The sequence below is a fragment of the Micromonospora sp. NPDC005215 genome, assembly GCF_040607915.1.
Lineage (GTDB): Bacteria > Actinomycetota > Actinomycetes > Mycobacteriales > Micromonosporaceae > Micromonospora.
In genome coordinates this window covers 43,752-64,518 of sequence record NZ_JBEXHQ010000009.1, presented here as the reverse complement: position 1 = coordinate 64,518, position 20,767 = coordinate 43,752, and the positions used below count along the sequence as shown (strand labels likewise).

27 protein-coding genes are annotated in these 20,767 nt (G+C 70.6%); 16 read left to right on the top strand and 11 right to left on the bottom strand.

Translation table 11 applies throughout. The annotated features are described in order from the left end of the window. The first annotated feature begins 49 nt into the window (after positions 1–49). Positions 50–796, top strand: a complete 747-nt coding sequence (locus ABZU25_RS09965) for a phosphodiesterase (protein WP_355028959.1) — start codon at positions 50–52, stop codon at positions 794–796. On the opposite strand, the gene ABZU25_RS09960 is transcribed toward ABZU25_RS09965, so the two are convergent. Beyond that, positions 763–978 (bottom strand): hypothetical protein, encoded by a 216-nt coding sequence (locus ABZU25_RS09960; RefSeq protein WP_355028958.1) that lies wholly within the window; start codon positions 976–978, stop codon positions 763–765. The genes ABZU25_RS09965 and ABZU25_RS09960 overlap by 34 nt on opposite strands. 274 nt (positions 979–1,252) lie before the next feature. Here ABZU25_RS09960 and ABZU25_RS09955 point away from each other — a divergent pair, with 274 nt between their 5' ends. The 3 genes from ABZU25_RS09955 to ABZU25_RS09945 all read left to right on the top strand — a co-directional run bounded on the left by ABZU25_RS09955 (position 1,253) and on the right by ABZU25_RS09945 (position 3,285). Then, the gene (locus tag ABZU25_RS09955; RefSeq protein WP_355028957.1) at positions 1,253–2,347 is read left to right on the top strand and encodes a 3-deoxy-7-phosphoheptulonate synthase; all 1,095 of its coding nucleotides are present in this window, start codon (positions 1,253–1,255) and stop codon (positions 2,345–2,347) included. Between the two features lie 460 nt (positions 2,348–2,807). Further along, on the top strand, positions 2,808–3,041 hold the full coding sequence (locus ABZU25_RS09950) for a hypothetical protein (RefSeq protein WP_355029036.1): 234 nt from the start codon (positions 2,808–2,810) through the stop codon (positions 3,039–3,041). A 49-nt stretch (positions 3,042–3,090) separates the two neighbouring features. Then, positions 3,091–3,285 (top strand): hypothetical protein, encoded by a 195-nt coding sequence (locus ABZU25_RS09945; protein WP_355028956.1) that lies wholly within the window; start codon positions 3,091–3,093, stop codon positions 3,283–3,285. Between the two features lie 52 nt (positions 3,286–3,337). Here the strand turns inward: ABZU25_RS09945 and ABZU25_RS09940 are convergent, their stop codons facing one another. From ABZU25_RS09940 to ABZU25_RS09930, 3 genes are read right to left on the bottom strand one after another with little or no spacing between them, the layout of a single operon-like run. Beyond that, complete coding sequence (locus ABZU25_RS09940; protein WP_355028955.1) at positions 3,338–3,877, bottom strand: DUF1360 domain-containing protein; 540 nt, start codon at positions 3,875–3,877, stop codon at positions 3,338–3,340. Positions 3,878–3,918: 41 nt separating this feature from the next. After that, entirely contained in the window at positions 3,919–4,251 is a 333-nt protein-coding gene (locus ABZU25_RS09935; RefSeq protein WP_355028954.1) for a hypothetical protein, read from the bottom strand. After that, positions 4,251–4,592, bottom strand: coding sequence for a DUF6158 family protein (locus tag ABZU25_RS09930; protein ID WP_355028953.1), 342 nt, complete (start codon positions 4,590–4,592; stop codon positions 4,251–4,253). Before ABZU25_RS09930 ends, ABZU25_RS09935 begins: the two co-directional genes overlap by 1 nt. A 131-nt stretch (positions 4,593–4,723) precedes the next feature. Between ABZU25_RS09930 and ABZU25_RS09925 the strand changes: the two genes are divergently transcribed. After that, positions 4,724–5,146 carry a hypothetical protein gene (locus tag ABZU25_RS09925; RefSeq protein ID WP_355028952.1) on the top strand — a complete coding sequence of 141 codons (423 nt, stop codon included), beginning with the start codon at positions 4,724–4,726 and terminating at the stop codon, positions 5,144–5,146. 25 nt (positions 5,147–5,171) lie between these two features. Next, complete coding sequence (locus tag ABZU25_RS09920; protein WP_355028951.1) at positions 5,172–5,501, top strand: DUF3817 domain-containing protein; 330 nt, start codon at positions 5,172–5,174, stop codon at positions 5,499–5,501. Between the two features lie 49 nt (positions 5,502–5,550). On the opposite strand, the gene ABZU25_RS09915 is transcribed toward ABZU25_RS09920, so the two are convergent. After that, positions 5,551–6,051, bottom strand: coding sequence for a DUF6232 family protein (locus ABZU25_RS09915; RefSeq protein ID WP_355028950.1), 501 nt, complete (start codon positions 6,049–6,051; stop codon positions 5,551–5,553). A 509-nt stretch (positions 6,052–6,560) separates the two neighbouring features. Between ABZU25_RS09915 and ABZU25_RS09910 the strand changes: the two genes are divergently transcribed. Next, positions 6,561–7,538 (top strand): NlpC/P60 family protein, encoded by a 978-nt coding sequence (locus ABZU25_RS09910; protein WP_355028949.1) that lies wholly within the window; start codon positions 6,561–6,563, stop codon positions 7,536–7,538. 72 nt (positions 7,539–7,610) lie between these two features. On the opposite strand, the gene ABZU25_RS09905 is transcribed toward ABZU25_RS09910, so the two are convergent. The 4 genes from ABZU25_RS09905 to ABZU25_RS09890 all read right to left on the bottom strand — a co-directional run bounded on the left by ABZU25_RS09905 (position 7,611) and on the right by ABZU25_RS09890 (position 11,936). Continuing rightward, a complete protein-coding gene (locus ABZU25_RS09905; RefSeq protein WP_355028948.1) occupies positions 7,611–8,600 on the bottom strand; it encodes a sigma-70 family RNA polymerase sigma factor in 990 nt (329 codons plus the stop codon). A 376-nt stretch (positions 8,601–8,976) separates the two neighbouring features. Continuing rightward, entirely contained in the window at positions 8,977–9,933 is a 957-nt protein-coding gene (gene murQ / locus ABZU25_RS09900) for an N-acetylmuramic acid 6-phosphate etherase (RefSeq protein WP_355028947.1), read from the bottom strand. Continuing rightward, positions 9,930–10,844, bottom strand: coding sequence for a MurR/RpiR family transcriptional regulator (locus ABZU25_RS09895; protein WP_355028946.1), 915 nt, complete (start codon positions 10,842–10,844; stop codon positions 9,930–9,932). The genes murQ and ABZU25_RS09895 overlap by 4 nt, the downstream gene beginning before the upstream one ends. Before the next feature lie 75 nt (positions 10,845–10,919). Beyond that, entirely contained in the window at positions 10,920–11,936 is a 1,017-nt protein-coding gene (locus tag ABZU25_RS09890; protein WP_355028945.1) for an NAD-dependent epimerase/dehydratase family protein, read from the bottom strand. A 113-nt stretch (positions 11,937–12,049) separates the two neighbouring features. Between ABZU25_RS09890 and ABZU25_RS09885 the strand changes: the two genes are divergently transcribed. Next, positions 12,050–12,742 (top strand): SDR family NAD(P)-dependent oxidoreductase, encoded by a 693-nt coding sequence (locus ABZU25_RS09885; protein WP_355028944.1) that lies wholly within the window; start codon positions 12,050–12,052, stop codon positions 12,740–12,742. On the opposite strand, the gene ABZU25_RS09880 is transcribed toward ABZU25_RS09885, so the two are convergent. Beyond that, a complete protein-coding gene (locus ABZU25_RS09880; RefSeq protein ID WP_355029035.1) occupies positions 12,727–13,401 on the bottom strand; it encodes a thymidylate kinase in 675 nt (224 codons plus the stop codon). The genes ABZU25_RS09885 and ABZU25_RS09880 overlap by 16 nt on opposite strands. Positions 13,402–13,583: 182 nt before the next feature. Here ABZU25_RS09880 and ABZU25_RS09875 point away from each other — a divergent pair, with 182 nt between their 5' ends. From ABZU25_RS09875 to ABZU25_RS09855, 5 genes are all read left to right on the top strand, one after another. Next, positions 13,584–14,168: a nucleotidyltransferase gene (locus ABZU25_RS09875; RefSeq protein ID WP_355028943.1), complete on the top strand. Its 585-nt coding sequence runs from the start codon at positions 13,584–13,586 to the stop codon at positions 14,166–14,168. After that, entirely contained in the window at positions 14,165–14,440 is a 276-nt protein-coding gene (locus ABZU25_RS09870; protein WP_355028942.1) for a hypothetical protein, read from the top strand. Before ABZU25_RS09875 ends, ABZU25_RS09870 begins: the two co-directional genes overlap by 4 nt. Positions 14,441–14,450: 10 nt before the next feature. Then, a complete protein-coding gene (locus ABZU25_RS09865; RefSeq protein WP_355028941.1) occupies positions 14,451–15,227 on the top strand; it encodes a metallophosphoesterase in 777 nt (258 codons plus the stop codon). Then, entirely contained in the window at positions 15,218–15,361 is a 144-nt protein-coding gene (locus ABZU25_RS09860) for a GPGG-motif small membrane protein (RefSeq protein ID WP_007464364.1), read from the top strand. Before ABZU25_RS09865 ends, ABZU25_RS09860 begins: the two co-directional genes overlap by 10 nt. A gap of 399 nt (positions 15,362–15,760) precedes the next feature. Further along, the gene (locus ABZU25_RS09855) at positions 15,761–16,255 is read left to right on the top strand and encodes a TspO/MBR family protein (RefSeq protein ID WP_355028940.1); all 495 of its coding nucleotides are present in this window, start codon (positions 15,761–15,763) and stop codon (positions 16,253–16,255) included. Positions 16,256–16,306: 51 nt separating this feature from the next. On the opposite strand, the gene ABZU25_RS09850 is transcribed toward ABZU25_RS09855, so the two are convergent. Next, positions 16,307–17,080 carry a peptidoglycan DD-metalloendopeptidase family protein gene (locus tag ABZU25_RS09850; protein ID WP_355028939.1) on the bottom strand — a complete coding sequence of 258 codons (774 nt, stop codon included), beginning with the start codon at positions 17,078–17,080 and terminating at the stop codon, positions 16,307–16,309. 250 nt (positions 17,081–17,330) lie between these two features. Between ABZU25_RS09850 and ABZU25_RS09845 the strand changes: the two genes are divergently transcribed. From ABZU25_RS09845 to ABZU25_RS09835, 3 genes are all read left to right on the top strand, one after another. Next, on the top strand, positions 17,331–18,674 hold the full coding sequence (locus ABZU25_RS09845) for an ABC transporter substrate-binding protein (RefSeq protein WP_355028938.1): 1,344 nt from the start codon (positions 17,331–17,333) through the stop codon (positions 18,672–18,674). 70 nt (positions 18,675–18,744) lie between these two features. Continuing rightward, positions 18,745–19,791 (top strand): sugar ABC transporter permease, encoded by a 1,047-nt coding sequence (locus tag ABZU25_RS09840; protein ID WP_355028937.1) that lies wholly within the window; start codon positions 18,745–18,747, stop codon positions 19,789–19,791. Between the two features lies 1 nt (position 19,792). Next, complete coding sequence (locus ABZU25_RS09835) at positions 19,793–20,758, top strand: carbohydrate ABC transporter permease (RefSeq protein WP_355028936.1); 966 nt, start codon at positions 19,793–19,795, stop codon at positions 20,756–20,758. Positions 20,759–20,767: the final 9 nt, after the last annotated feature.

Sequence of the window (20,767 nt, the reverse complement as noted above, 5' to 3'; positions counted from 1 at the left end):
GCGAGCCGATCCCGGGCATCGAGGCCGCCGCTCGGGGTACCGGAGGGCAATGACCGTCACCCCGCGCCCGTCCCGGTCCGCCGTCGCCGCCGCCGCCGCCGAACGTGCCAGCGCCGCGCTCGGCCGGCTGCGCCACGGCCGGCTGCTGCATCCGGCCGGTCGCTCGTTCGCCGGCGAGGTGGTGATCTGGGGTACGCCCGGACCACCTACCGGGGTCGGCCTGCTGGACCACCCCGGCCGGTATCGGGCCACCGTCCGGCTCTCCAAGGGAACTCCCACGCCCAGCGGTTGGCCGGACGTGCTGGGCGTCGCGCTGCGCCTGCACCGTGACACCGGTCGACCGTTCGACCTGCTGGTCAGCTCCAGCGGCGCGGCCCCGCTGCTGCGGAACCTGCCGCTGCCCCGACGCTGCTTCACCGGGACGTACAGCACGATCGTGGGTTACCGGGTGGGCCCGCGCCGCCTCTGGCTGGCCACGCTGGCCGACCCCGACTCCGTCTGCCTCGGGCGCACCCTGAGCACGGTGGCCGCCGCGACCCGGACGGACACGCCGCGCCTGGTGCTCGCGGTCGCGTCCGCCGTCGGACCGTGGCGGCCGGTGGGGCAGGTCGGGATCGGTGCCCCGCTCAGCGCCGAGGAGGACGCCGCGCTCGCGTTCGACCCGGTGCGGAACCTGCCACCCGAACTGCGGGCGGCGGGTCCGCTGGCCTGGCTGCGGGAGCACACCTACCGGGGATCCCGCCGGGCACGTGGGGCCACCGCTCAGTCCGGCGGTTCGACAGCGACCACTGTCTGATCCGAGGTACGACGTTCCAGCACGGTGTCGGGCGCCACGTTGTCCGCCTCCCGGATGTCCGATTCGGCGAGGATGGCCTCGGCCTGCGCCTCCGGGTCGTCGCTGCCCACGGCGGCCTCCTCGGGCAGGAGGTGGTGGGCGCGGGACTCCACCCGCTCCTGATCGCTCTGCTCGTCAGTCATGGCACCCCTGTTACCCCGACCCCGCCCCTGGCACGCGGTCTCCGCCCCGCATCTTGGGACGACGGGCCGGAGGTTCCGGCCGGGTCGGGTACGCTAGCCCCCGTGACACGTTCCTATCGATGGTTTAGGCAGCCGGCTCCCACGCCGGTGACTTCACCATGAACTGACGTCACCGCGGACCGAGCCGGCTGGGCAGGAGCTGTCGTTCCTGCCCTTTTGCGTACGAGCAGCCGGCTCGTCCCGGGCACCGGCCCCGGGCACGGTCGGCGGAAGGATGCCCACCGTGACGACCCCGGAGACCGATCGGGTAAGCGACCAGCGGATCGACCGCGTCGTGCCGCTGACCACGCCCGCCCTGCTGCACCACGAGTTACCCCTGGACGCCTCGCTCGCGGCGGCCGTGCTGACCGGCCGTCGCGCGGTTGGTCGCGTGCTGGATCGCGAGGACGACCGCCTGCTGGTGGTGGTCGGCCCCTGCTCGGTGCATGACCCGGCCGCCGCCCTCGACTACGCGCGGCGTCTGCGTACGGCGGCCGACCGGCTGGCCGACGACCTGCTGATCGTCATGCGGGTCTACTTCGAGAAGCCACGCTCCACCGTCGGCTGGAAGGGCCTGATCAACGACCCGGGCCTGGACGGCAGCGGTGACGTCAACACCGGCCTGCGGCTGGCCCGGGCGCTGCTGCTCGACGTCCTGCGCGTCGGTCTGCCGGTGGGTTGCGAGTTCCTCGACCCGATCACGCCGCAGTACATCGCGGACACGGTGGCCTGGGGCGCGATCGGTGCCCGTACCGTGGAGAGTCAGGTGCACCGCCAGCTCGCCTCGGGTCTGTCCATGCCGATCGGCATGAAGAACCGCCCGGACGGCAGCATCGGCACCGCCGTGGACGCGATCCGCGCCGCCGGGGTGCCGCACGTCTTCCCCGGCATCGACTTCTCCGGCACCCCGGCGATCATGCACACCCGGGGCAACACCGACGGTCATCTGGTGTTGCGCGGTGGGGGCGGCCGGCCCAACTACGACGCGGATTCGGTTGCCGGAGCGCTCGACCTGCTCCGCGCGGCCGGGTTGCCGGAGCGGCTGGTGATCGACGCCAGTCACGCCAACAGCGGCAAGGATCACCGCAACCAGCCGCGGGTCGCCGCCGACGTGGCCGCCCAGCTGGCCACCGGCCAACGCGGGATCACCGGCGTGATGTTGGAGTCGTTCCTGCTGCCCGGCCGGCAGGATCTCGACCCGACCCGGAAGCTGGAGTACGGCCGGTCGGTCACCGACGCGTGCCTCGGCTGGGACGACACCGTCGAGGTGCTCGACCACCTGGCCTCCGCGGTGCAGGCCCGGCGGGCCACCCTGCCGGCGGCGGTGTGACCGCCGACACCGCGGTGCGCGGAACATGGGCGGGGGTCGGCTCGTTGACTGGGGTGTCGGTGTGTCCAGTGTCCCCGGGCCTCACCTAAATAGCCTTCGCGGAATACCGTCCGGCTGGAGCCGCGTAGTGCCACTCGCCGAGAGGCGACCTGCACACCGACACCAGCGCCGCCCCCGGCCCACAAGGCCGGGGGCGGCGCTGTCTGTGCCTCCCGAACCCCGCCCCGACCTGGGCCTGGCCCGACCCGGCCCGGCCCGCCCGCGACGGGCTGAGCCGAGCAGCATCAGCCGCCCGCCCCACCCCCACCCACCTCCCTTTGCTCTGCACCCGCCCACGCGACGCCTACGGTCCGTAACCGGCGCACGGGCGGGTGCAGAGCAAAGGCAGGACAGAGGGCCATCGACCGGAGGCGCGCGTCGGCCCACTGGCGTGACGTTTGACCGATTCCGCCCGGGGTAGCTGATCGACGTGACCGACGACGCACCCGTGACCGGCGAGCCGGACACCCCGGCCCTCGACGACCTGCTCGACGACATCTACCGGGCGCAGGAGCGGGTCACCCAGGCAGAGATCTATCGGCGGGCGGTGGCCGCCGAACTCCCGCCGGACCTGCTCGCCCGCATCGACGCGCTTCCCGAGGGTGAGTACGCGGTGGACGAGGCAAGCGACCTGCTGGGTGGCTCCGTCGCCTGACCGACCGCAGAACGGCCGTTGCCTGAGCGACCGCAGAAGGGACACCGACATGACGCACCACGAGGACCACGACGAGAAGGTGCCGGCGCTGGGTCAACCGCCGAAGGGCCGGGACACCACGCCCGAGCCGGACTTCGCCAACGAACACGACCGCACCGCCGTCGACCGGGACATCGTCACCGGGGCGGACGAGGACGAACGGGAACCGGAGTCGCCGCACGGCTGGTCCGGTATGCAGCGCTGAGGTACGACAAGGGGGGCCGGCGTCTGCCGGCCCCCCTTTCGCGTCCACTCGGTCAGTCGTCGTGGTGCCCGCCCTCGGCAGCCTGCTGTGCCGTCGCGTACGCCATCTGGAGGAAGTCGGACGCGGCGACCGCCGTCAGCGCGGTGGCCACCAGCCGGGTCAGTCGGGGTGCGAGCACCAGGCCACCGGTCAACCCGGTGGCCACCCAGACCGCCAGGCAGAACGGGCAGCTCAGCAACTCGCCGATGGCGTGCCGGGTGGGGCTGCCCGAGTCGCGGACCTGCTCCATCACCTCACCGCTGCCGATCGGACGGTCATAGCGGGTGAACGGCGCCCGCAGGGGGCTGGTCACCGCGTCCTTGGACAGCAGCCGGCTCAGCTTGTGCGTGGCAATGGAGAGCAACACCACGTCGGATGGGGCGGGACGCTCCGGCACCGGTCGACCGGTCGCCTTGACCAGACCGGCGAGCGCCCCGGTCACCCCGGCGTAAGCGCCCATCGCCACCAGATAGCCGCCGAGCGGCCGATGTTCGTGCGGCGCGTACGCCCGGCGCAGCCGCTCCGCCTTGTGTCGCAGGCCAGTGTCGCTCACCCGGTCTCCTTACATCTCGTGGTGGTGTGAGAGCGGCGGTCTCAGCCGGCCTGGAGGTTGTCGGCGACCTCGCGGGCCAGGTTGGTGAGCGCCTCGTCGGCCAACTGGTCCGGGCCCGACCCGTCCGACCCGTCGGCCAGATCAAGCTGGATCCGGGCGCCGCCGGCATCGGCCGACTCCACCCGGATCTCGGCGGACCAGTCGGTGTCGCCACCCCACCGGGCCCGCAGCTCCGCACCGCTGATCTCCGCGGCGGGGCTGCCGTCGCCACGCAGCGGTTCCGGCAGCCAGGCCGAGGCCCGGTTGGGGTCGGTGGCCGTGTTGAAGACCACCTCGGGTGGCGCGGACATCCCGCGCACGGCACGCGCCGGCATCAGGAGTCCCGCAGACGGTGAGGGTCGACCTCCCGGCCCGGGTGACGCGCCAGGTATTCGGTCTCGAGCTCCGCGGTGCGCCGCAGGTGGTTGGCGAGCGCGGAGTCCGCCGCGTGCCGCAGGGTGTCCAGGCGGGTGCGGTGCAGGCTGTGCATCTCGCGGATCAGATCCTCGTCGGTCAACTCCGTCGGGTCGATGCCGAGCACGTCGCCGTCGAGATCCGTGGCGCCCGCCGGGTCGGCGAGGTGGTCGCCACCCCACTCGGGCACCCGCTGCTCCGGGCTCATGTCCGTGCCGCCGCTGGACGCAAAGCCGTCCTCACGTACCGATCCGGTCATCATCGCCCCCCTTGATCTCGTTTGGGCTGGCGTCTAGACGATTGCCCAGGCGTGGTGACGCCAAACCATCCCGGCCGCGCGACAACTACGACACCGCGTCGGAGACCGGCGGCGCCCCCGGTACTCTCGATGCCATGAGGCGGCTCTGGACCCCGGCGTGGATCGCACGTCACGTGGCCATGGTCGTGCTGGTCGTGGGCTTCCTCGGGCTGGGCTGGTGGCAGATCAGCCGGGCCACCGGCGGCAACAGCCTGAGCTGGGGGTACGCGGTCGAGTGGCCGATCTTCGCTGGCTTCGTGGCCTACGTCTGGTGGCGTGAGGTGAAGCTGGCCCGGCGCCGGGCGGCCGACGCCGACCTGCCGCCGGCGGAGCCGGATGCGCAGCCCGCGCCGGCGGTCATCGCGGGATCCCGACCGGCGGTACGCCGACCGGTGCGGGTGTCCCGGGTAGCGTCTGGCGGTGATGCCGTCGAGGACACGGACCTGGCCGCCTACAACCACTACCTGTCATGGTTGAGCGCCAATCCGGGCGCCCGACCCGGTGACTATCCCGGCTGAGCCGGGCTCGGAAGGACGGACGAAGGTGGGCGCTGCCCTTACCCGGTACCGCGCGATCGCCTGGATCGTGGGCGTTGTGCTGATCCTGCTTGTCGTGATCGGCATGCCGTTGAAGTACGTGTTCGACAACGCGGTGGTGGTGGAGACGGTGGGGCCCGCGCACGGGTTCCTCTACATGATCTATCTGGTGGCCGCGTTCGACCTGAGCCGTCGGGCCGACTGGCCGCTGAAGCGGATGCTGCTGGTGATGTTGGCCGGCACCGTGCCGTTCGTCTCGTTCTACGCCGAGCGCCGGGTCAGCGCCTGGGTGGCCGCGCCGCAGGAGACCCGGGCCCCGGAGCCGGTCGCCCGCTGAGCGGCCGGTGGGCCGACGCCCGCTCGGCGTGGGCCCACCCTTCGTCGGCTCAGCGGCTGGGCCGCCACGGCTCGGCGGAGGCGACCGGGTCGACCCAGCCGCCGTACCGGTTCACTTCCCGGGCCCGCAACAGCGCCCGGGTGACCTGGCCGAACTGCCGCTCGTCGTCGGCGCTGAACAACTGCACCTCCGCTCCCCCGTACCACCCCCACAGCTCGTGGGGCGGTGGGCGCCAGCGATCGCCGACCAGGGCCAGCGCGGCCGGCAGCAGGAACACGGCACCGAGGATGAGGTACGCCCCGGCGGTCAGGCGGTGCAGCCCGCCGGTGAAGCCGAGCAGCAGCCCGACGCCGCCGAGCATGCTGGCGGTGATGATGACGGCCCGGACGGCGATCCGGTCGTGCGGGCCCCGGGTGGTACGCAGATGGGTCAGGTCGGCAACCCGGTAACTGGTGCGGCCGACAGTGAACCGGTCGGCGGTCACGATGATGCCGGGCCGCGCGTACAGCAGAGTCGACCGGGCACCGGGCACCGTTCGCGGCGGTCGCACACTTGCGCCTTCACGATTCACGGTTCCTCCCGCGGGGACGGTTGGCCGAGGTGACCGGCGGTGACAGCTACCGCTGTCTGCCGACGGGATTCCCGGCGCCAGCCCCCATTGTGTTGGTGCACCGCCAGCCGACCTGGGCAGTTACCGGTTCTCGACAGCTCACCCCCGCGAGGGACATCGCCAGGAAACAGCATCCATTTCGGTTTTTATCGGTTATGGAGGCCAGCGATCCAGCGGTATACGCCCGGAACGACGAAAGTCGTATATCCGTCACTAGCCCATAAACTGGTCTTTGCCCCGTCGCAGCAGGTGTCAGCAGCGCCACCCAGCCCAGAGACACGAGCCGCCACTCGCCCAACTTTCGCCCCTGCTTCAACTGCGAGCGACATCCGTCCCGGGTTAGGTTGGGTGTGCCGGTCCGGCCCAGTGCCGTCCGCCCGGATGGCCCCGGCCGGTGTCGCCGAGGGCGTCAGCAGCCCCGGCGGCTGTGGGAGAGGGGCCTTCCGCTCTTGTCATCCCTGAGAAACCTGCTGCGTACCGTGGCGCTGGCCGGCATGTCGGCCGCGCTGATCGCCCCGACGGCGGTGGCGCACGCCGAGCCGTCCCCCGCCGACCTGACCCGCCGGATCGAGACGTCCTCGGCCGAGTTGGAACGGGTCGTGGAGTCGTACAACAAACTGCGTGAGGAGATCAAGACCAACGAAGCCTCGGTGGCCCGATTACAGACCCGCATCGGCCCGCTGGAACAGCAGGTCGAGCAGAGCCGGGCCGACGTGGCGGAGCTTGCCTCCACCGCGTACAAGAGCGGCGGCCTGCGGACCGCGGACGCCCTGCTGCGTCCCGGCGGCTCCGCGGCGCTGCTGGACCGGCTGGGCACGCTCGACCAGCTGACCCGCCAGCGGCAGGAGCGCATCTCCGGCTTCAGCGCCGACCAGCGGCGGCTGCTGGACGAGAAGGCCAGCCTGGACGCCACCCTGACCCGGCAGGCCGCGCGGGCCCGCCAGCTCGCGGCGGGCAAGAAGCAGATCGAACAGGACCTGGCCGAGCTGTACGAGCTGCGTCGGCAGGCGTACGGGGCGGCCACCGAGCGTCCCGAGCCGAAGGCCGCGGTGGCCGAGGCCAAGAACGTGCCAGCGGTGGCCGGTGACGCCGGCGCCGCGGTGCGCTACGCGTTCGGCGCGGTGGGCAAGCCGTACGTCTGGGCAGCCGACGGGCCGAACGGTTACGACTGTTCCGGGCTGACCTCGGCGGCCTGGCGGGCGGCCGGGAAGTCCCTGCCGCACAACACCCGGATGCAGTGGGGTGCCGTCGCACACATCGGGCGGGGCGACCTACGCCCTGGTGACCTGGTCTTCTACAGCGGGCTCGGGCACGTCGCCCTATACGTGGGCGATGGCCAGGTGATCGACGCGCCAAGCGCCGGCCGGAACGTGCTCAGACGGGGCATGAACATGATGTCCATCCAGGGTTACGGCCGGGTCCGCTAGCGGAGCCCGGCAACGGCGAACGGCCGGCGTCCCCCTATCGGACGCCGGCCGTTCGCCGTCATTACTACCAGGTCAGGCTGCTTGCAGCCCCTCCGCCCGGGCCAGCTCACGCAGCCGGCCGAGGGCTTGGATCTCCAGCTGCCGGATCCGCTCGCGGGACAGCGAGAACCGGGACGCGACCTCGGTGAGCGAGTGCTCCCGGCCGTCCTCCAGCCCGTAGCGGGCCCGCATGATGCCGGCGGACCGGTCGTCGAGGTGGTTGAGCAGCCCCTCGATGCGCTGCCGCTCCAGGCCGCTGAGGACGATGTCCTCCGGCGACGGGGCGTCACTGTCGGCGACCAGATCGCCGAGACTGGTGTCGCCGTCGTCGCCGACCGGAGTGTCCAGCGAGACGGTGTCCTGCGACCAGCGACGCAGCTCGTTCACCCGCTCGACGGTGACGCCGAGGGATGCCGCGATCTGCTCCGGCTCCGGGTCCGCGCCCAGCTCACGGGTCAGCTGACGCGCCACGTTGCGCATCCGGTTGACGTCCTCCACGAGGTGCACCGGCAGACGCACGGTGCGCTCCTGCTGGGCGATCGCCCGGCTGATCGCCTGACGGATCCACCAGGTGGCGTAGGTGGAGAACTTGTAGCCGCGCTCGTAGTCGAACTTCTCGACCGCCCGGACCAGGCCGGTGTTGCCCTCCTGGATCAGGTCCAGCATGGGCATTCCCGAACGCACGTAGCGGCGGGCGATCGACACGACGAGTCGCAGGTTGGCGCGGATGAAGAGGTCCTTCGCCCGCTCTCCCTCGACGACCAGCCACTCCAGGTCGGCCCGGTCCACACCGGCGGGGACGGCTTCCTCACCGAGCAGGTGCTCGGCGTAGAGGCCGGCCTCGATAGCCTTGGAGAGCTCCACCTCCCGAGCGGCGTCCAGCAGTGGCGTCCGGGAGATCTCGTGCAGGTAGACGCCGACCAGATCGCGCTCCTCGGCGACCTGATCGGTTCGCATGCCGATGTTCTTGTCCACGTTGCCCACGGTCCCCTCGCTCGCGCCGGTTGCCCGGTTCCTTGCCATACCCCACGTCCGTCAACCCCTGGTAACTTCTGCTGTGCCAATCGGTGCTGACACCTACACAACAGATGAGACGTGTCGGGGATTCCGTGTGGTGAGTCGAAAGTGTCACGAATGCCTGAGTAGTAGCTGAGAGCACGGTCCACGTTTGCTGTCAGCATCCCGTCGGATGGCTCGCCGCTGGGCACCACGCACGGGTTACCGCCTCATGGCAACACCGCCCGCCGTGGGGGCACAGCGACCCGGGTCACCACCGCGCTGCGATCCTGGTCACTGCCAGATACGCGCCGAAGGACCGGTCGGTTCATCCTCGGGGATGTATTACCCCCCGGCCAGATGAACAATCCGAAGCCCCGTTCGCTTCCCGGGGCGCGTGCGCCTAGGGGGCGAGCAGGGCGAGGGCCCCGCGTACCTGGTCGGCGGAGCGGGCCAGCGCGGCCCTGGCGGCGTCCACCTCGGCACCGGAGACCAGGGAGACGAGCGCCGTCTTCAGGTCGCCGTCGGCCTCGACGAGCGCCTGCCGGGAAACTTCCTCCGAGCAGCCGGTGGCCTCGACCAGAATCGAGATCATTCGTCCGCGGAGCTTCGCGTTGGTGGCCACCATATCGATCATGAGGTTCGAGTAGACCCGCCCCAGTCGCACCATGACGGCGGTCGAGAACGTGTTGAGCACCAACTTCTGCGCCGTGCCCGCCTTCATCCGGGTCGACCCGGTGACCACCTCGGGTCCGGTGTCCACCCCGATGAACACGTCCACCGACCGGGCGGCCTCCGCCTCCGGATTGGCGCAGAGCAGCACCGTCGAGGCGCCCTTGGCGCGGGCCGCGGCGAGCGCCCCGAGCACGTACGGGGTGCGTCCGCTCGCCGCCAGACCCACCACCAGGTCACCGGTGCGCACACAACTGGCCGCCTCGACCGCGCCGCCCCGGTCGTCGTCCTCGGCGTCCTCCACGGCCCGCCACATGGCGTCCGGACCGCCGGCGAGGTGGGCGCAGAACCAGTGCCGGGGCGAGTTGAAGGTGGGGGCGAGCTCGGCCGCGTCGAGGACGCCGAGCCGACCGGAGGTGCCGGCCCCGAAGTAGTGCACCCGGTGGCCGCCGCGCAGCGCCTCGACTGCCAGGTCGACGGTGGTGGCGATCTCGTCGAGCACCGCGGCGACCGCCGCCGGCACCCGCCGGTCGGCCTCGTTGATCACGGTGAGGACGTCCCGGGTCGACATCAGGTCGAGGTCGACGCTCAGCGGGTTGCGTCGTTCGGTGGGTGCGCCCACCCGGACTGTCGGGCGGGCGGGCGGTGCTGGCAGGTCCTCGTCCGGCTCCACCGCACCGGCCGTCACGGCCGCCTCCGGTTGGCACCCACCCGGTGCGACTGGACCGCCTCGGCGGTCGACTCCAGGGCCTTGCGGGCCCGAGCCCGGTTGCGGGCCGCCACCCCGACGAAGAGGCAGTCGACCACTGTGAGCTGGGCCAGCCGGCTGGCCGTCGCGCCGGAGCGGTAGGTGGTCTCCCGGGCCGCCGTGGTCAACACGAAGTCCGCCACGTCGGTGATCGGCGAGCGCGGGAAGTTGGTGAGCGCCACGGTGACGGCACCTCGTGTCCGGGCCTGCTCCAGCACCTCGATCACGTCGGAGGTCGTGCCGCTGTGCGAGATGCCGATCGCCACGTCGCTCCGGCCGAGGAGGGCGGCCGAGGTCAGCGCGGTGTGCACGTCCGGGAAGTAGAAGGCGATCCGGCCGATGCGGTGCAGCTTCTGCTGGAAGTCAGATGCGACGAACCCACTGGCACCGGCACCGTAGATGTCGATCCGACCGGCGCTGTTGATCGCCTCGACCACCTGCTCGCAGACGGCGGGGTCGAGCTGCTCGGCAGTCTCCTCGACCGCGCGTGCGTCGTTGAACGCGATGGTGGCGATGATCTGGGCGAGGTCGGCACCGGGCGGAATGTCGCCGCCGACCACCCGGGCGTCCGGTGGCTCGATCCGGCGGGCCGCCTCGGCGGCGAGCCGGATCCGCAGCTGGGGGTACCCGTCCATGCCGACCGAGCGGCAGAACCGGATGACTGTCGCCTCCGATGTCTCCGCCGCGGTGGCGAGGTCGGTGATGGTCCGCCGGGCCGCGGCGGCCGGGTCGGAGACGACCAGCCGGGCAACCCGCTGCTCGGCGGGCGACAGCGACGGCAGCAGCCCGCTGATGTGGACGATGAGCCCACCGGGCTCCTGACTCGCAGAAATCTTCGGACTCTTCGCCACGGATGAAACTTACTTTCACCTGGCGTGAGCGTCAACTATGACGGGCCGGGACGAGGGAAACGACCGGCGGCCGGATCACCGGTCCCGCACAGCCTGCCACTCCCGCAGTATCGCCGCCTCATCCGCCGGGTCCAGTCCCCCCTGCCGGACGGCGGCCGGCTCGGCTGTCATCCAGGCCGCGGTCGCCCGAACAGTGTCGGAGAGTGGACGGACCGCCAGCCCGGCACCCAGAGCCGGTCGCGCGTCCCGGTCCATCAGGCCACCGGACTCCGGCAGCCGCACCCAGAGCGGCAGGGCCCGCTCCCCCGACCACTCGCGGACGTCGTGAGCCAGCAGGAACTCCTGGTCCACCCAGATGAGGACCGGATCGGCGACACCCAGCCCGGCGGCCACCCCGTGCAGCAGGTCGGCCCGGGACATCGCCGGCCCGGTGCCGTCGTAGGTGCCGGCGAGGCCGGTGCCGGCGGCGTGCAACAGCCAGCCCGCCAGATCGGCCACGTCCACGAACTGCACACGGTCGGTCGGCCGGCCGGGTGCGAGCACCTCTCCACCGGTCGACAGCCGCCGCACCCAGTACGGAAAGCGGTCGCTGGGGTCCTCCGCGCCGACGATCAGCCCCGCCCGGCAGATGAACGAGCGGTCGACACCCATCCGCTCCCGGACCAACCGCTCGATGCTCACCTTGCACTCCCCGTACCAGCGGTGGTCCGGACCGACCGGACCGTCCACCTCTGGTGGGGCGGGCGCCAGCACCGGCGCGTCCGCCGCGGTCTGACCCGGGGTGGTGTTGTCCGCGTACACCGAGATCGTCGACACGAAGGACCAGTGGCCGACCCGCTCGGCAAGCGCGGCGAGCGCGTAGCGGGCGTGACTGATCTGGCGGGTCACGTCGACCACGGCGTCGAAACTGTCGTCGGCGAGCGGCGCCAGCGCCTCGGGATCGTCCCGGTCCACCGACACGAACCGGACCCCGGTCGGCACGGCTCCGGACCTGCCCCGGGCCGCGCAGGTCACGTCGTGCCCCTGTGCGACGGCGAGGCGAGCCACCGCCCGGCCGAGGAACCGGGTGCCACCGAGAACGAGGATTCGCATCCGGTGATCCTGCGCTGTCGCCGGGTGGTTCGGCCAGCCGGTCTGCTGTTGGCAGAGCGACGGACGGCGGAGCGCGCAGGGCGACGTCCGGGGTGGGGGCTAGCGTGAGGCGCATGGCGGAGCGCAGCGTGTTGGTCACCGGAGGCAGCGGCGGGCTCGGCGGGGCGGTGGTGACCGCGTTCGTCGAGGCGGGTTGGCGGGTGGTCGTACCGGAGCGGACCGCCCGGCCCGGAGCGGGCCCGGCGGCGGACGAGCTGCTCCAGCTGGTCGCGGACCTGACCGATCCGGCGGGGGCCGCGCGGGCGGTCGAGGCCGCTGCCGGTGCGCCGGCCGCGCCGCTGCGGGCGGTGGTCAACCTGGTCGGCGGGTACGCCAGTGGCGGCCTGGTGCACGAGACGCCGGTTGCGGATTTCGAGCGGATGCTCACCGTCAACCTGCGGCCCACCTACCTGGTCACCCAGGCCGCGTTGCCCCACCTGGTGGCCGCTGGCGGCGGCGCGGTGGTCTGCGTGGCGGCCCGGGCGGCGGTCGCCCCGTTCCCCGGCGCCGCCGGGTACGTGACGGCCAAGGCGGCGGTGCTGGCCCTCGCCAACGTGGTGGCGGTGGAGTACCGGTCCCGCAACGTGCGCTGCAACACCGTGCTGCCCAGCGTCATCGACACTCAGGCGAATCGGGCCGCCCAGCCCGACGCCGACCACTCCCGCTGGGTGGCCCCTGCCGAGATCGCGTCGGTGATCCGGTTCCTCGCGTCGGCCGAGTCCGCGCCGACCAGCGGCGCCACAGTGCCGGTCTACGGGCGGGCCTGAGTCACCAACGAGTCACCATCACCCTCCTCCGCCGCCCCGGGGGACGCCGGCAGCCAGGTCCCCAGGTGCGCCTGGATCTGCTCGGTCACCTCCTCGGCCGGACGGCCCGCGTCCACCAGTACGAAGCTCGGGTACTCGGGCAGGGCCCGGTAGGCGGTGTCCGCCGCGGTCAGCCAGCCCATCGTCTCGTGGTCGGTGCCGCGCTCCTCGATGCGCCGGTACGCCTCCGCCGGGTCGACAGCGAGCAGGAAGGTCACCTGCGGGGTCGGGAACAGTCGGTAGCCGGCTCGGGCCAGCCGCTCCCAGCGGTGCCCGCCATGTGCGCGGATGCTCGCGTACTGGCAGGCCGAGTAGCGGTCCATCACCGCCGTCCGGCCGGTGAGCAGGCAGGTGAGCAGGGCTACGGCGATGGCGAGCCAGCGCAGCACGGACTCCACCGCCAGCACGCCGTCGCGCCCGACGAGCCGCTGCGCGTCCGGCCGCCCGAGCCGGTGGGCGAGCCGGCCGAGCCAACGGCGCCCGCTGGCGTTGCGGCGGTAGGTGGCGGGGCGCCCGGCGGCCGTCAGCGCGTCGGCCAGCCGGTGCGCCTGAGTGGTCTTGCCCGAGCCGTCGATGCCGATGAGGGCGACGGTGCGCAACCGGCCCCTGCCGCGTCGCATCCCCGATGATCTGGCCACCCTCCACAGATTATCCGACCGGCGCATCGAGTCCGCGAGGTTTGTGATGCTTCATCCCTGTTGCCACCCGACCGCGTCCCAAGCAGGTGTGGCCGACCGGAATGCCGGGTACCGAACTCTGAAACCCAACCGCCGGTCCACCAACACGACGACGGGAGATCCAGATGGCTGAGCGCGGGGACGAGAGTCTGGTGCACACCCTCAAGAAGGTCGCCGCCGTGCTCAAGCAGTCCGAGATCCCGTTCGCCCTGGGCGGCAGCTTCGCCGTCTACGCCCACGGGGGCCACTCCAGCGAGCACGACGTCGACTTCCTGATCCGGGAGGCCGACGTGGAACAGGCCTTGGAGGCCCTGGTGGCCGCCGGCTTCGTCGCGCAGCGACCACCGGAGGACTGGCTGGTCAAGGTCTTCGACGACGGCCGGATGGTGGATCTCATCCACCGGCCGATCGAGACACCGGTGACCGAGGAGACGTTCGCCGACACTGTCATCCGGCCGGTGGACGCGATCCACATGCCGGTGCTGTCCGCCACCCAGCTGATGGTGCACAAGCTGCTGAGCTTCTCCCAGCACTACTGCGACTTCGCCCGCGGCCTGCCGCTGGCCCGGTCGCTGCGGGAGCAGATCGACTGGGAGAGGGTACGCAAGGAGACGCAGCACTCGCCGTACGCCGAGGCGTTCCTGGTGCTGCTGGACCGGCTGGAGGTGGTGCCGGTTGCCGCCACCCAGCCAGGAGAGGGGACATCGTGACCCACGATCGCGACATCGGTGCCGGGCCACCGGACGAGTACGTCGAAGCGGAGATCCAGCGGCTGCTCGCCGAGGACCCCGCCGTCGCCGAACAGGGGATCACCGTGGTCCGACGGGAACGCACCCTCGTGCTCTACGGCGAGGTGGAGAGTCCGCACCGGCGTGCCGAGATCCTGCGCCGGGTGTCCGAGCGCTTTCCTGACGTACCGATCGCCAGCGACATCGGGGTGATCCGCGCCCAGGCGCCCACGGAGATCGAGCAACTGCCCTGAGGGAGGTTCCATGGTGATCCGGATCGCCGCGGTGGGTGACGTGCATCTGGACGAGGACGTGGTCGGACGCTTCCGACCGGCGTTGGAAGAGTTGCCGGAGTGCGCCGACGTGCTGCTGCTGGCCGGGGACCTGACCCGGCACGGCACCGAGGCCGAGGCGCGCTGCGTGGCGGAGGAGTTCGGTGGGTTGGCCGTGCCGGTCGTGACAGTGCTGGGCAACCACGACCACCAGTGTGACCAGGTGCCCCAGGTGGTCAAGGTGCTCGAGGACGCGGGCATCACCGTGCTGGAGGGCAACGGCGTGGTGTTGGACTGCGCGGGCGGCCGGCTCGGCATCGCCGGGGTCAAGGGCTTCGGCGGCGGGTTCGCCGGGCGGTGTGCGAGCGACTTCGGCGAGCCGGAGATGAAGGCATTCGTGCGGACCACCACCGACAGCGCGGACCGCCTCGGCGCGGCGCTGCGCTCGCTGGACTGCGACATGCTCGTCGCCCTCACCCACTACGCGCCGGTGCCGGACACGCTGGCCGGCGAACCGTTGGAGATCTACCCGTTCCTCGGGTCCTACCAGTTGGGGCAGGCGATCGACTCGGCGCCCACGGCGCTGGCCCTGCACGGGCACGCGCACGCCGGCACCGAGCGCGGCACGACCCCCGGAGGGGTACGCGTACGCAACGTCGCGCACCCGGTGATCAAGCAGGCGTACAGCGTCTTCCACGTGGGCGATCAACTTGACACCGACCAGGTTTCCCCGATCGGGCAGTCGGGTATTCAGAGGTCATGGAGCTGATTCTTTGGATTCTCGCAGTCGTACTCGTGGTCGCCGGCATCCTCGCGCTGTTCCGCCGGCAGATCCTGTGGGGCATCGTCCTCATCGTTGTCGGGCTGTTGGTCGGCCCGGGTGGTGTCAGCATCTTCAATTGACGTTCGCACGACCTAACACCGGGACCCGTCGGGGTCGCCGCGACCGGTGCTCCGTCCTCCCGACAGGAGCACCGGCCGGGGCGATCCCGGCGCTTTTTTGTGGGCGCATCCGCCGATCATCCCGGCCCTGGCCCGACCGCAGACGCATCGCTGCGGCCCTGTAGAGCTGCCCCAGTTATGGGGCAGCGGCGGCAGCGCCGTGCCGTGCACGGCGGCCAGCTGGGCGCAGCGAGCCGGCCCGGAACAGCAGCCGGCTGAGCGTGGCCGCGCCGGGCGACGGTTCACTGGTGGGGCAGCTCTACAGGTCCGCGCTGGTGGCGGTGGGGGCCGGCCCGGGTGTTGGGGTGCCTCTACACCACTGGCGGTTTGAGCTGACACGTGGTGGAAATTATCTCGACCATGGAGATATCTCAGAACGCGTCGAGGACCTCCGGGCGGCGGCGGTGGTGGGCTCTCCTGGGCTTCGCCGCTACCGTCTTCGTCGCGGCCGCGATCGGCGGGCTGGGGGTGCAGGGCACCACCGACGAGTACGCGAGCCTGCGGCAGCCCGACTGGGCGCCGCCCTCCTGGCTGTTCGGCCCGGTCTGGTCGCTGCTCTACGCGCTGATCGCCGTGGCCGGCTGGCTGGTGTGGCGGCGGGTCGGCTGCACCGCCGCCGTCTGGGCGTGGAGCGCCCAGCTGGTGCTCAACGCCATCTGGACCCCGCTGTTCTTCGGCGCGGGGCGGTACGGGCTGGCGTTCGCCGAGATCGTGGTGATGTGGCTGGCCATCGGGCTCACCGTGGTGCTGTTCGCCCGGGTGTCCCGGGTGGCGGCCGCGCTGCTGCTGCCCTACTGGGCCTGGGTCACCTTCGCCGCCGCGTTGAACCTGTCGATCTGGCAGCTGAACTCCTGACCGACCGGTCCCCGGCGGTGTCGACCGCCGGGGACCGTGGCCCTGCCCGGGTCAGCAGCGGGGCACGCCGGGGATGTAGCCGTCCGATCCGGTGTACACGTACGCGTCGGCGATGTACCGACCGGAGCCGATGCGGTCCCAGATCGAGCTGGTGCCGTAGGTGCCGGTGACAGTGGTGCCACTGGTCTGGCAGGCGATGGTCACCCGGGTGCCGTCGGCGACGGTGCCCACCGAGGCGTACCCGGTGCCGGGGCCGGAGCGGACGGTCAACGGGGTGCCGCTGGTGTCGACAGTGCCGTTGCCGCCGCCCGAGGAGCACCCGTTGTCACTGGTGTAGGTCTTGGTGCCCCAGTACAGCCCGAGGGCGCCGTTGAAGCGGACCTGGATGTCGGCGCCGTTGAGGCGCTGCTCGTAGTGCAGGTGTGGGCCGGTCGAGCCTCCGGTGCTGCCGACCCAGCCGAGCACCTTGCCGTAGGCGACCGTCTGCCCGACCGAGACGTTGAAGCCGTTGAGGTGCGCGTAGTAGGTGCTGTAGCCGCCACCGTGGTTGATTCGGACGTACTTGCCGTAACTGGTGCCGCCGAGGTCGGTCACCCGGTCGACGGTGCCGGGGGCGCTGGCCACCACCGGGTCGCCGACGTCGTCGGTGCGGTTGAAGTCGACGGCGTTCGCCGGGCTGTGATCCGACCTGGTCTGGCCGGACCAGGACTGGCCGCACGGGAAAGGCACCTTGAAGGTCGGCGCGGCCAGCGCCGGGCTCGCCGGCACCAGTGCTCCCCCGACGAGCAGACCCGTCACCAGCAGGCTCATCCACCGCTTACGCATGCAGCTCCTCCTATGTCGAAAACCTTCGATCCGGTCCGCTCAGCCTGACAGATATCGTCAATCTTCGAAAGAGTCCCCAGCGTGTACCGGGAGCGCGCCCACCAGGCAACCCGCAGGTTTCCGGATTGTTACTCGCTCGTGTCTGCCAGGGGGTGGACCGCGCCGGATGCAAGCGCTTACATGTGTGCACGCCCAATCGGACCGGCGACGGGTCACCAGCACGACCGCGCCGGCTAGGAAGGAGGACGGCATGGCGGTCTTCACCAGACCACGCCAGGCCCTCGTGATCGCCGGTGCACTCGGGCTGGCGCTCAGCGCCACCGCCTGCGGTACCGGCAATGACAAGAAGAGCGACAAGGCGGGATCCGCGGAGTGCGCCGCGTACGACAAGTACGAGGGCCACGACGGCAAGAAGGTCTCCATCTACGCGTCCATCCGTGACGCCGAGGCCGACCTGCTCAGGAACTCCTGGAAGTCGTTCGAGGACTGCACCGGCATCGAGATCGACTACGAGGGCAACGCCGAGTTCGAGGCGCAGCTCCCCGTCCGGGTCGACGGCGGCAACGCGCCCGACCTGGCGTTCGTGCCCCAGCCCGGTCTGGTCAAGCGGTTCGCCGACGCCGGCAAGCTGAAGTCCCTCGGCGCCGACACCAAGGCCCTCGCCGAGCAGAACATGCCGGCCGACTGGCTGAAGTACGGCACCGTGAACGGCACCCTCTACGGCGTGCCGCTCGGCGCCAACGTGAAGTCCTTCGTCTGGTACTCGCCGAAGCTCTTCAAGGAGAAGGGCTGGGAGGTTCCGACGACCTGGGACCAGCTCATCGCCCTCAGCGACAAGATCGCGGCCAGCGGCATCAAGCCGTGGTGCGCCGGCATCGAGTCCGGTGACGCCACCGGTTGGCCGGCCACCGACTGGATCGAGGACGTGATCCTGCGGACCCAGGGTCCCGAGGTCTACGACCAGTGGACCACCCACGCCATCCCGTTCAACGACCCGAAGATCATCGACGCGGTCAACCGCGCCGGCACCATCCTGAAGAACGAGAAGTACATGAACGGCGGCTTCGGTGGGGTGAAGAGCATCGGCACCACCGCTTTCGGTGAGGCCGGCCTGCCCGTCACCACCGGCAAGTGCGCGATGCACCGCCAGGCGTCCTTCTACGCCAACCAGTTCCCCAAGGGCACCAAGGTGGCCGAGGACGGCGACGCGTTCGCCTTCTACTTCCCGGCCATCGACCCGGCCAACGGCAAGCCGGTGCTGGGCGCTGGCGAGTTCGTCGTCGGCTACACCGACCGTCCCGAGGTCCAGGCGGTGCAGACCTACCTGGCTTCGGCCGAGTACGTGAACAGCCGCGCGAAGCTCGGCAACTGGGTCACGGCGAACAACAAGCTGGACATCGCCAACGTGGCCAGCCCGATCGACAAGCTCTCCGTCCAGATCCTCCAGGACAAGACCGGCACCTTCCGCTTCGACGGATCCGACCTGATGCCGGCAGCCGTCGGCGCGGGAACGTTCTGGAAGGGCATGGTCGAGTGGATCAACGGCAAGGACACCGCGTCGGTGCTCCAGGGCATCGAGAGCAGCTGGAAGTGATCTGAACGGTGGGCCGGTCCGCACCCGCGGGCCGGCCCACCGGCGGATCTGGACCCAAGAGGGAGGGTTGATGGAGTTCGACTTCGCCGCTGAGCAGCCGAAGCTCCTCATGCTGATGTACGGGCTGGTCGCCTTCGTGGTGGTGGTAGGCGGTCTGCTTCTGCTGCTCGACGTGGTGCCAGCCTGGTTCGCCCGGCGGCGGGAGGCCCAACTCGTCGCCGCGTCCGTGAGTGGGGCGACGATCACCCGGCGGCCCAAGCAGCGGGAGGGCATTTTCGCCCTTTTCTTCCTGCTGCCCACGCTGCTGCTGCTCCTCATCGGCCTGGTCGTGCCGGCCATCCGCACCCTGCTGCTCTCCCTGATGGACGGGAGCAGCACCAACTGGGTGGGGCTGCGCAACTACGGCTGGATGTTCTCCGACGACTCGATCGTCCGGGTCCTGATCAACACCCTGGTCTGGGTAGTCCTAGTCCCGCTGGTGGCGACCGCGTTCGGCCTGATCTACGCCATCCTGGTGGACAAGGCCCGGTTCGAGGCGGTGGCGAAGTCCCTGATCTTCCTGCCGATGGCGATCTCCTTCGTCGGCGCCAGCATCATCTGGAAGTTCGTCTACGCCTACCGCGGTGAGGGCGACCAGATCGGTCTGCTCAACCAGATCGTGGTCAGCGTCGGCGGTGAGCCGAAGCAGTGGCTGCTCGAATCACCACTGAACACGCTGCTGCTGATCGTCATCATGGTCTGGATCCAGGCCGGTTTCGCCATGGTGGTGCTCTCCGCCGCGATCAAGGCCATCCCCGGCGACATCGTCGAAGCTGCCCGGCTCGACGGGGTCAGCCCGTGGCAGATGTTCTGGCAGATCACCATGCCGAGCATCCGGCCGGCGCTGATCGTCGTGGTGGTGACGCTCACGATCGCCACGCTCAAGGTCTTCGACATCGTTCGGACCTCGACAAACGGCAACTACGACACCAGCGTGATCGCCAGCGAGATGTACAACCAGGCGTTCCGGTACGGCCAGAACGGTCAGGGCTCCGCGCTCGCGGTCTTCCTCTTCATCCTGGTCATCCCGGTCGTGATCTACCAGATCCGCAACCTCCGTCAGCAGCGGGAGGGCTGAGATGACGACCGCAACGCCCACCGTCGCCGTCGGCACACAGAAGACCGATGGCCCCACCTCCACCGCCGGGCGGGTTCGCAAGCGGTTGAACAGCCGTACCGCGACGCTCATCTCGATCGTCATCGCGGTGGTGTGGACCATCCCGACCTTCGGCCTGCTCGTCTCCTCCCTCCGACCGGAGGACGAGATCAAGACCACCGGCTGGTGGACGGCCTTCACCAACCCACAGTTCACGTTGGAGAACTACCAGGAGGTGCTGTTCGGAGGCTCGTCGTCCTCCGGGCAGCTCGCCAGCTACTTCATCAACTCGCTGGCGATCACCCTCCCGTCGGTGCTCTTCCCGCTCGCCTTCGCCTCACTCGCCGCGTACGCGCTGGCGTGGATCAACTTCCGCGGCCGGGACTGGCTCTACATCGCGATCTTCGCGCTGCAGATCGTGCCGTTGCAGATGGCCCTGGTGCCGCTGCTGAAGTTCTTCTCCACCGGCGTCACCCTCGGCGGCGTGACAGTGATGCCGGCCTGGGACCTGGTCGACGAGCAGAAGTTCGCCCAGGTGTGGTTCGCCCACACCTGCTTCGCGCTCCCGTTCGCCGTCTTCCTCCTGCACAACTTCATCTCGCAGCTGCCCGCAGACCTGATGGAGGCGGCCCGGGTCGACGGGGCAACCCACCCGAAGATCTTCCGCACCATCGTGCTGCCGTTGATCGTTCCGGCGCTGGCGGCGTTCGGCATCTTCCAGTTCCTCTGGGTGTGGAACGACCTGCTGGTCGCGCTGATCTTCGCCGGTGGCGGCAACGAGACCGCCCCGCTCACCGTTCGGCTCGCCGAGATGGCCGGCACCCGGGGCAACGAGTGGCAGCGGCTCACCGCCGGCGCGTTCGTCTCCATCGTCGTACCGCTCATTGTCTTCCTGTCCCTGCAGCGCTTCTTCGTGCGAGGTCTGCTCGCCGGCAGCGTCAAGGGCTGACCCGCTTGC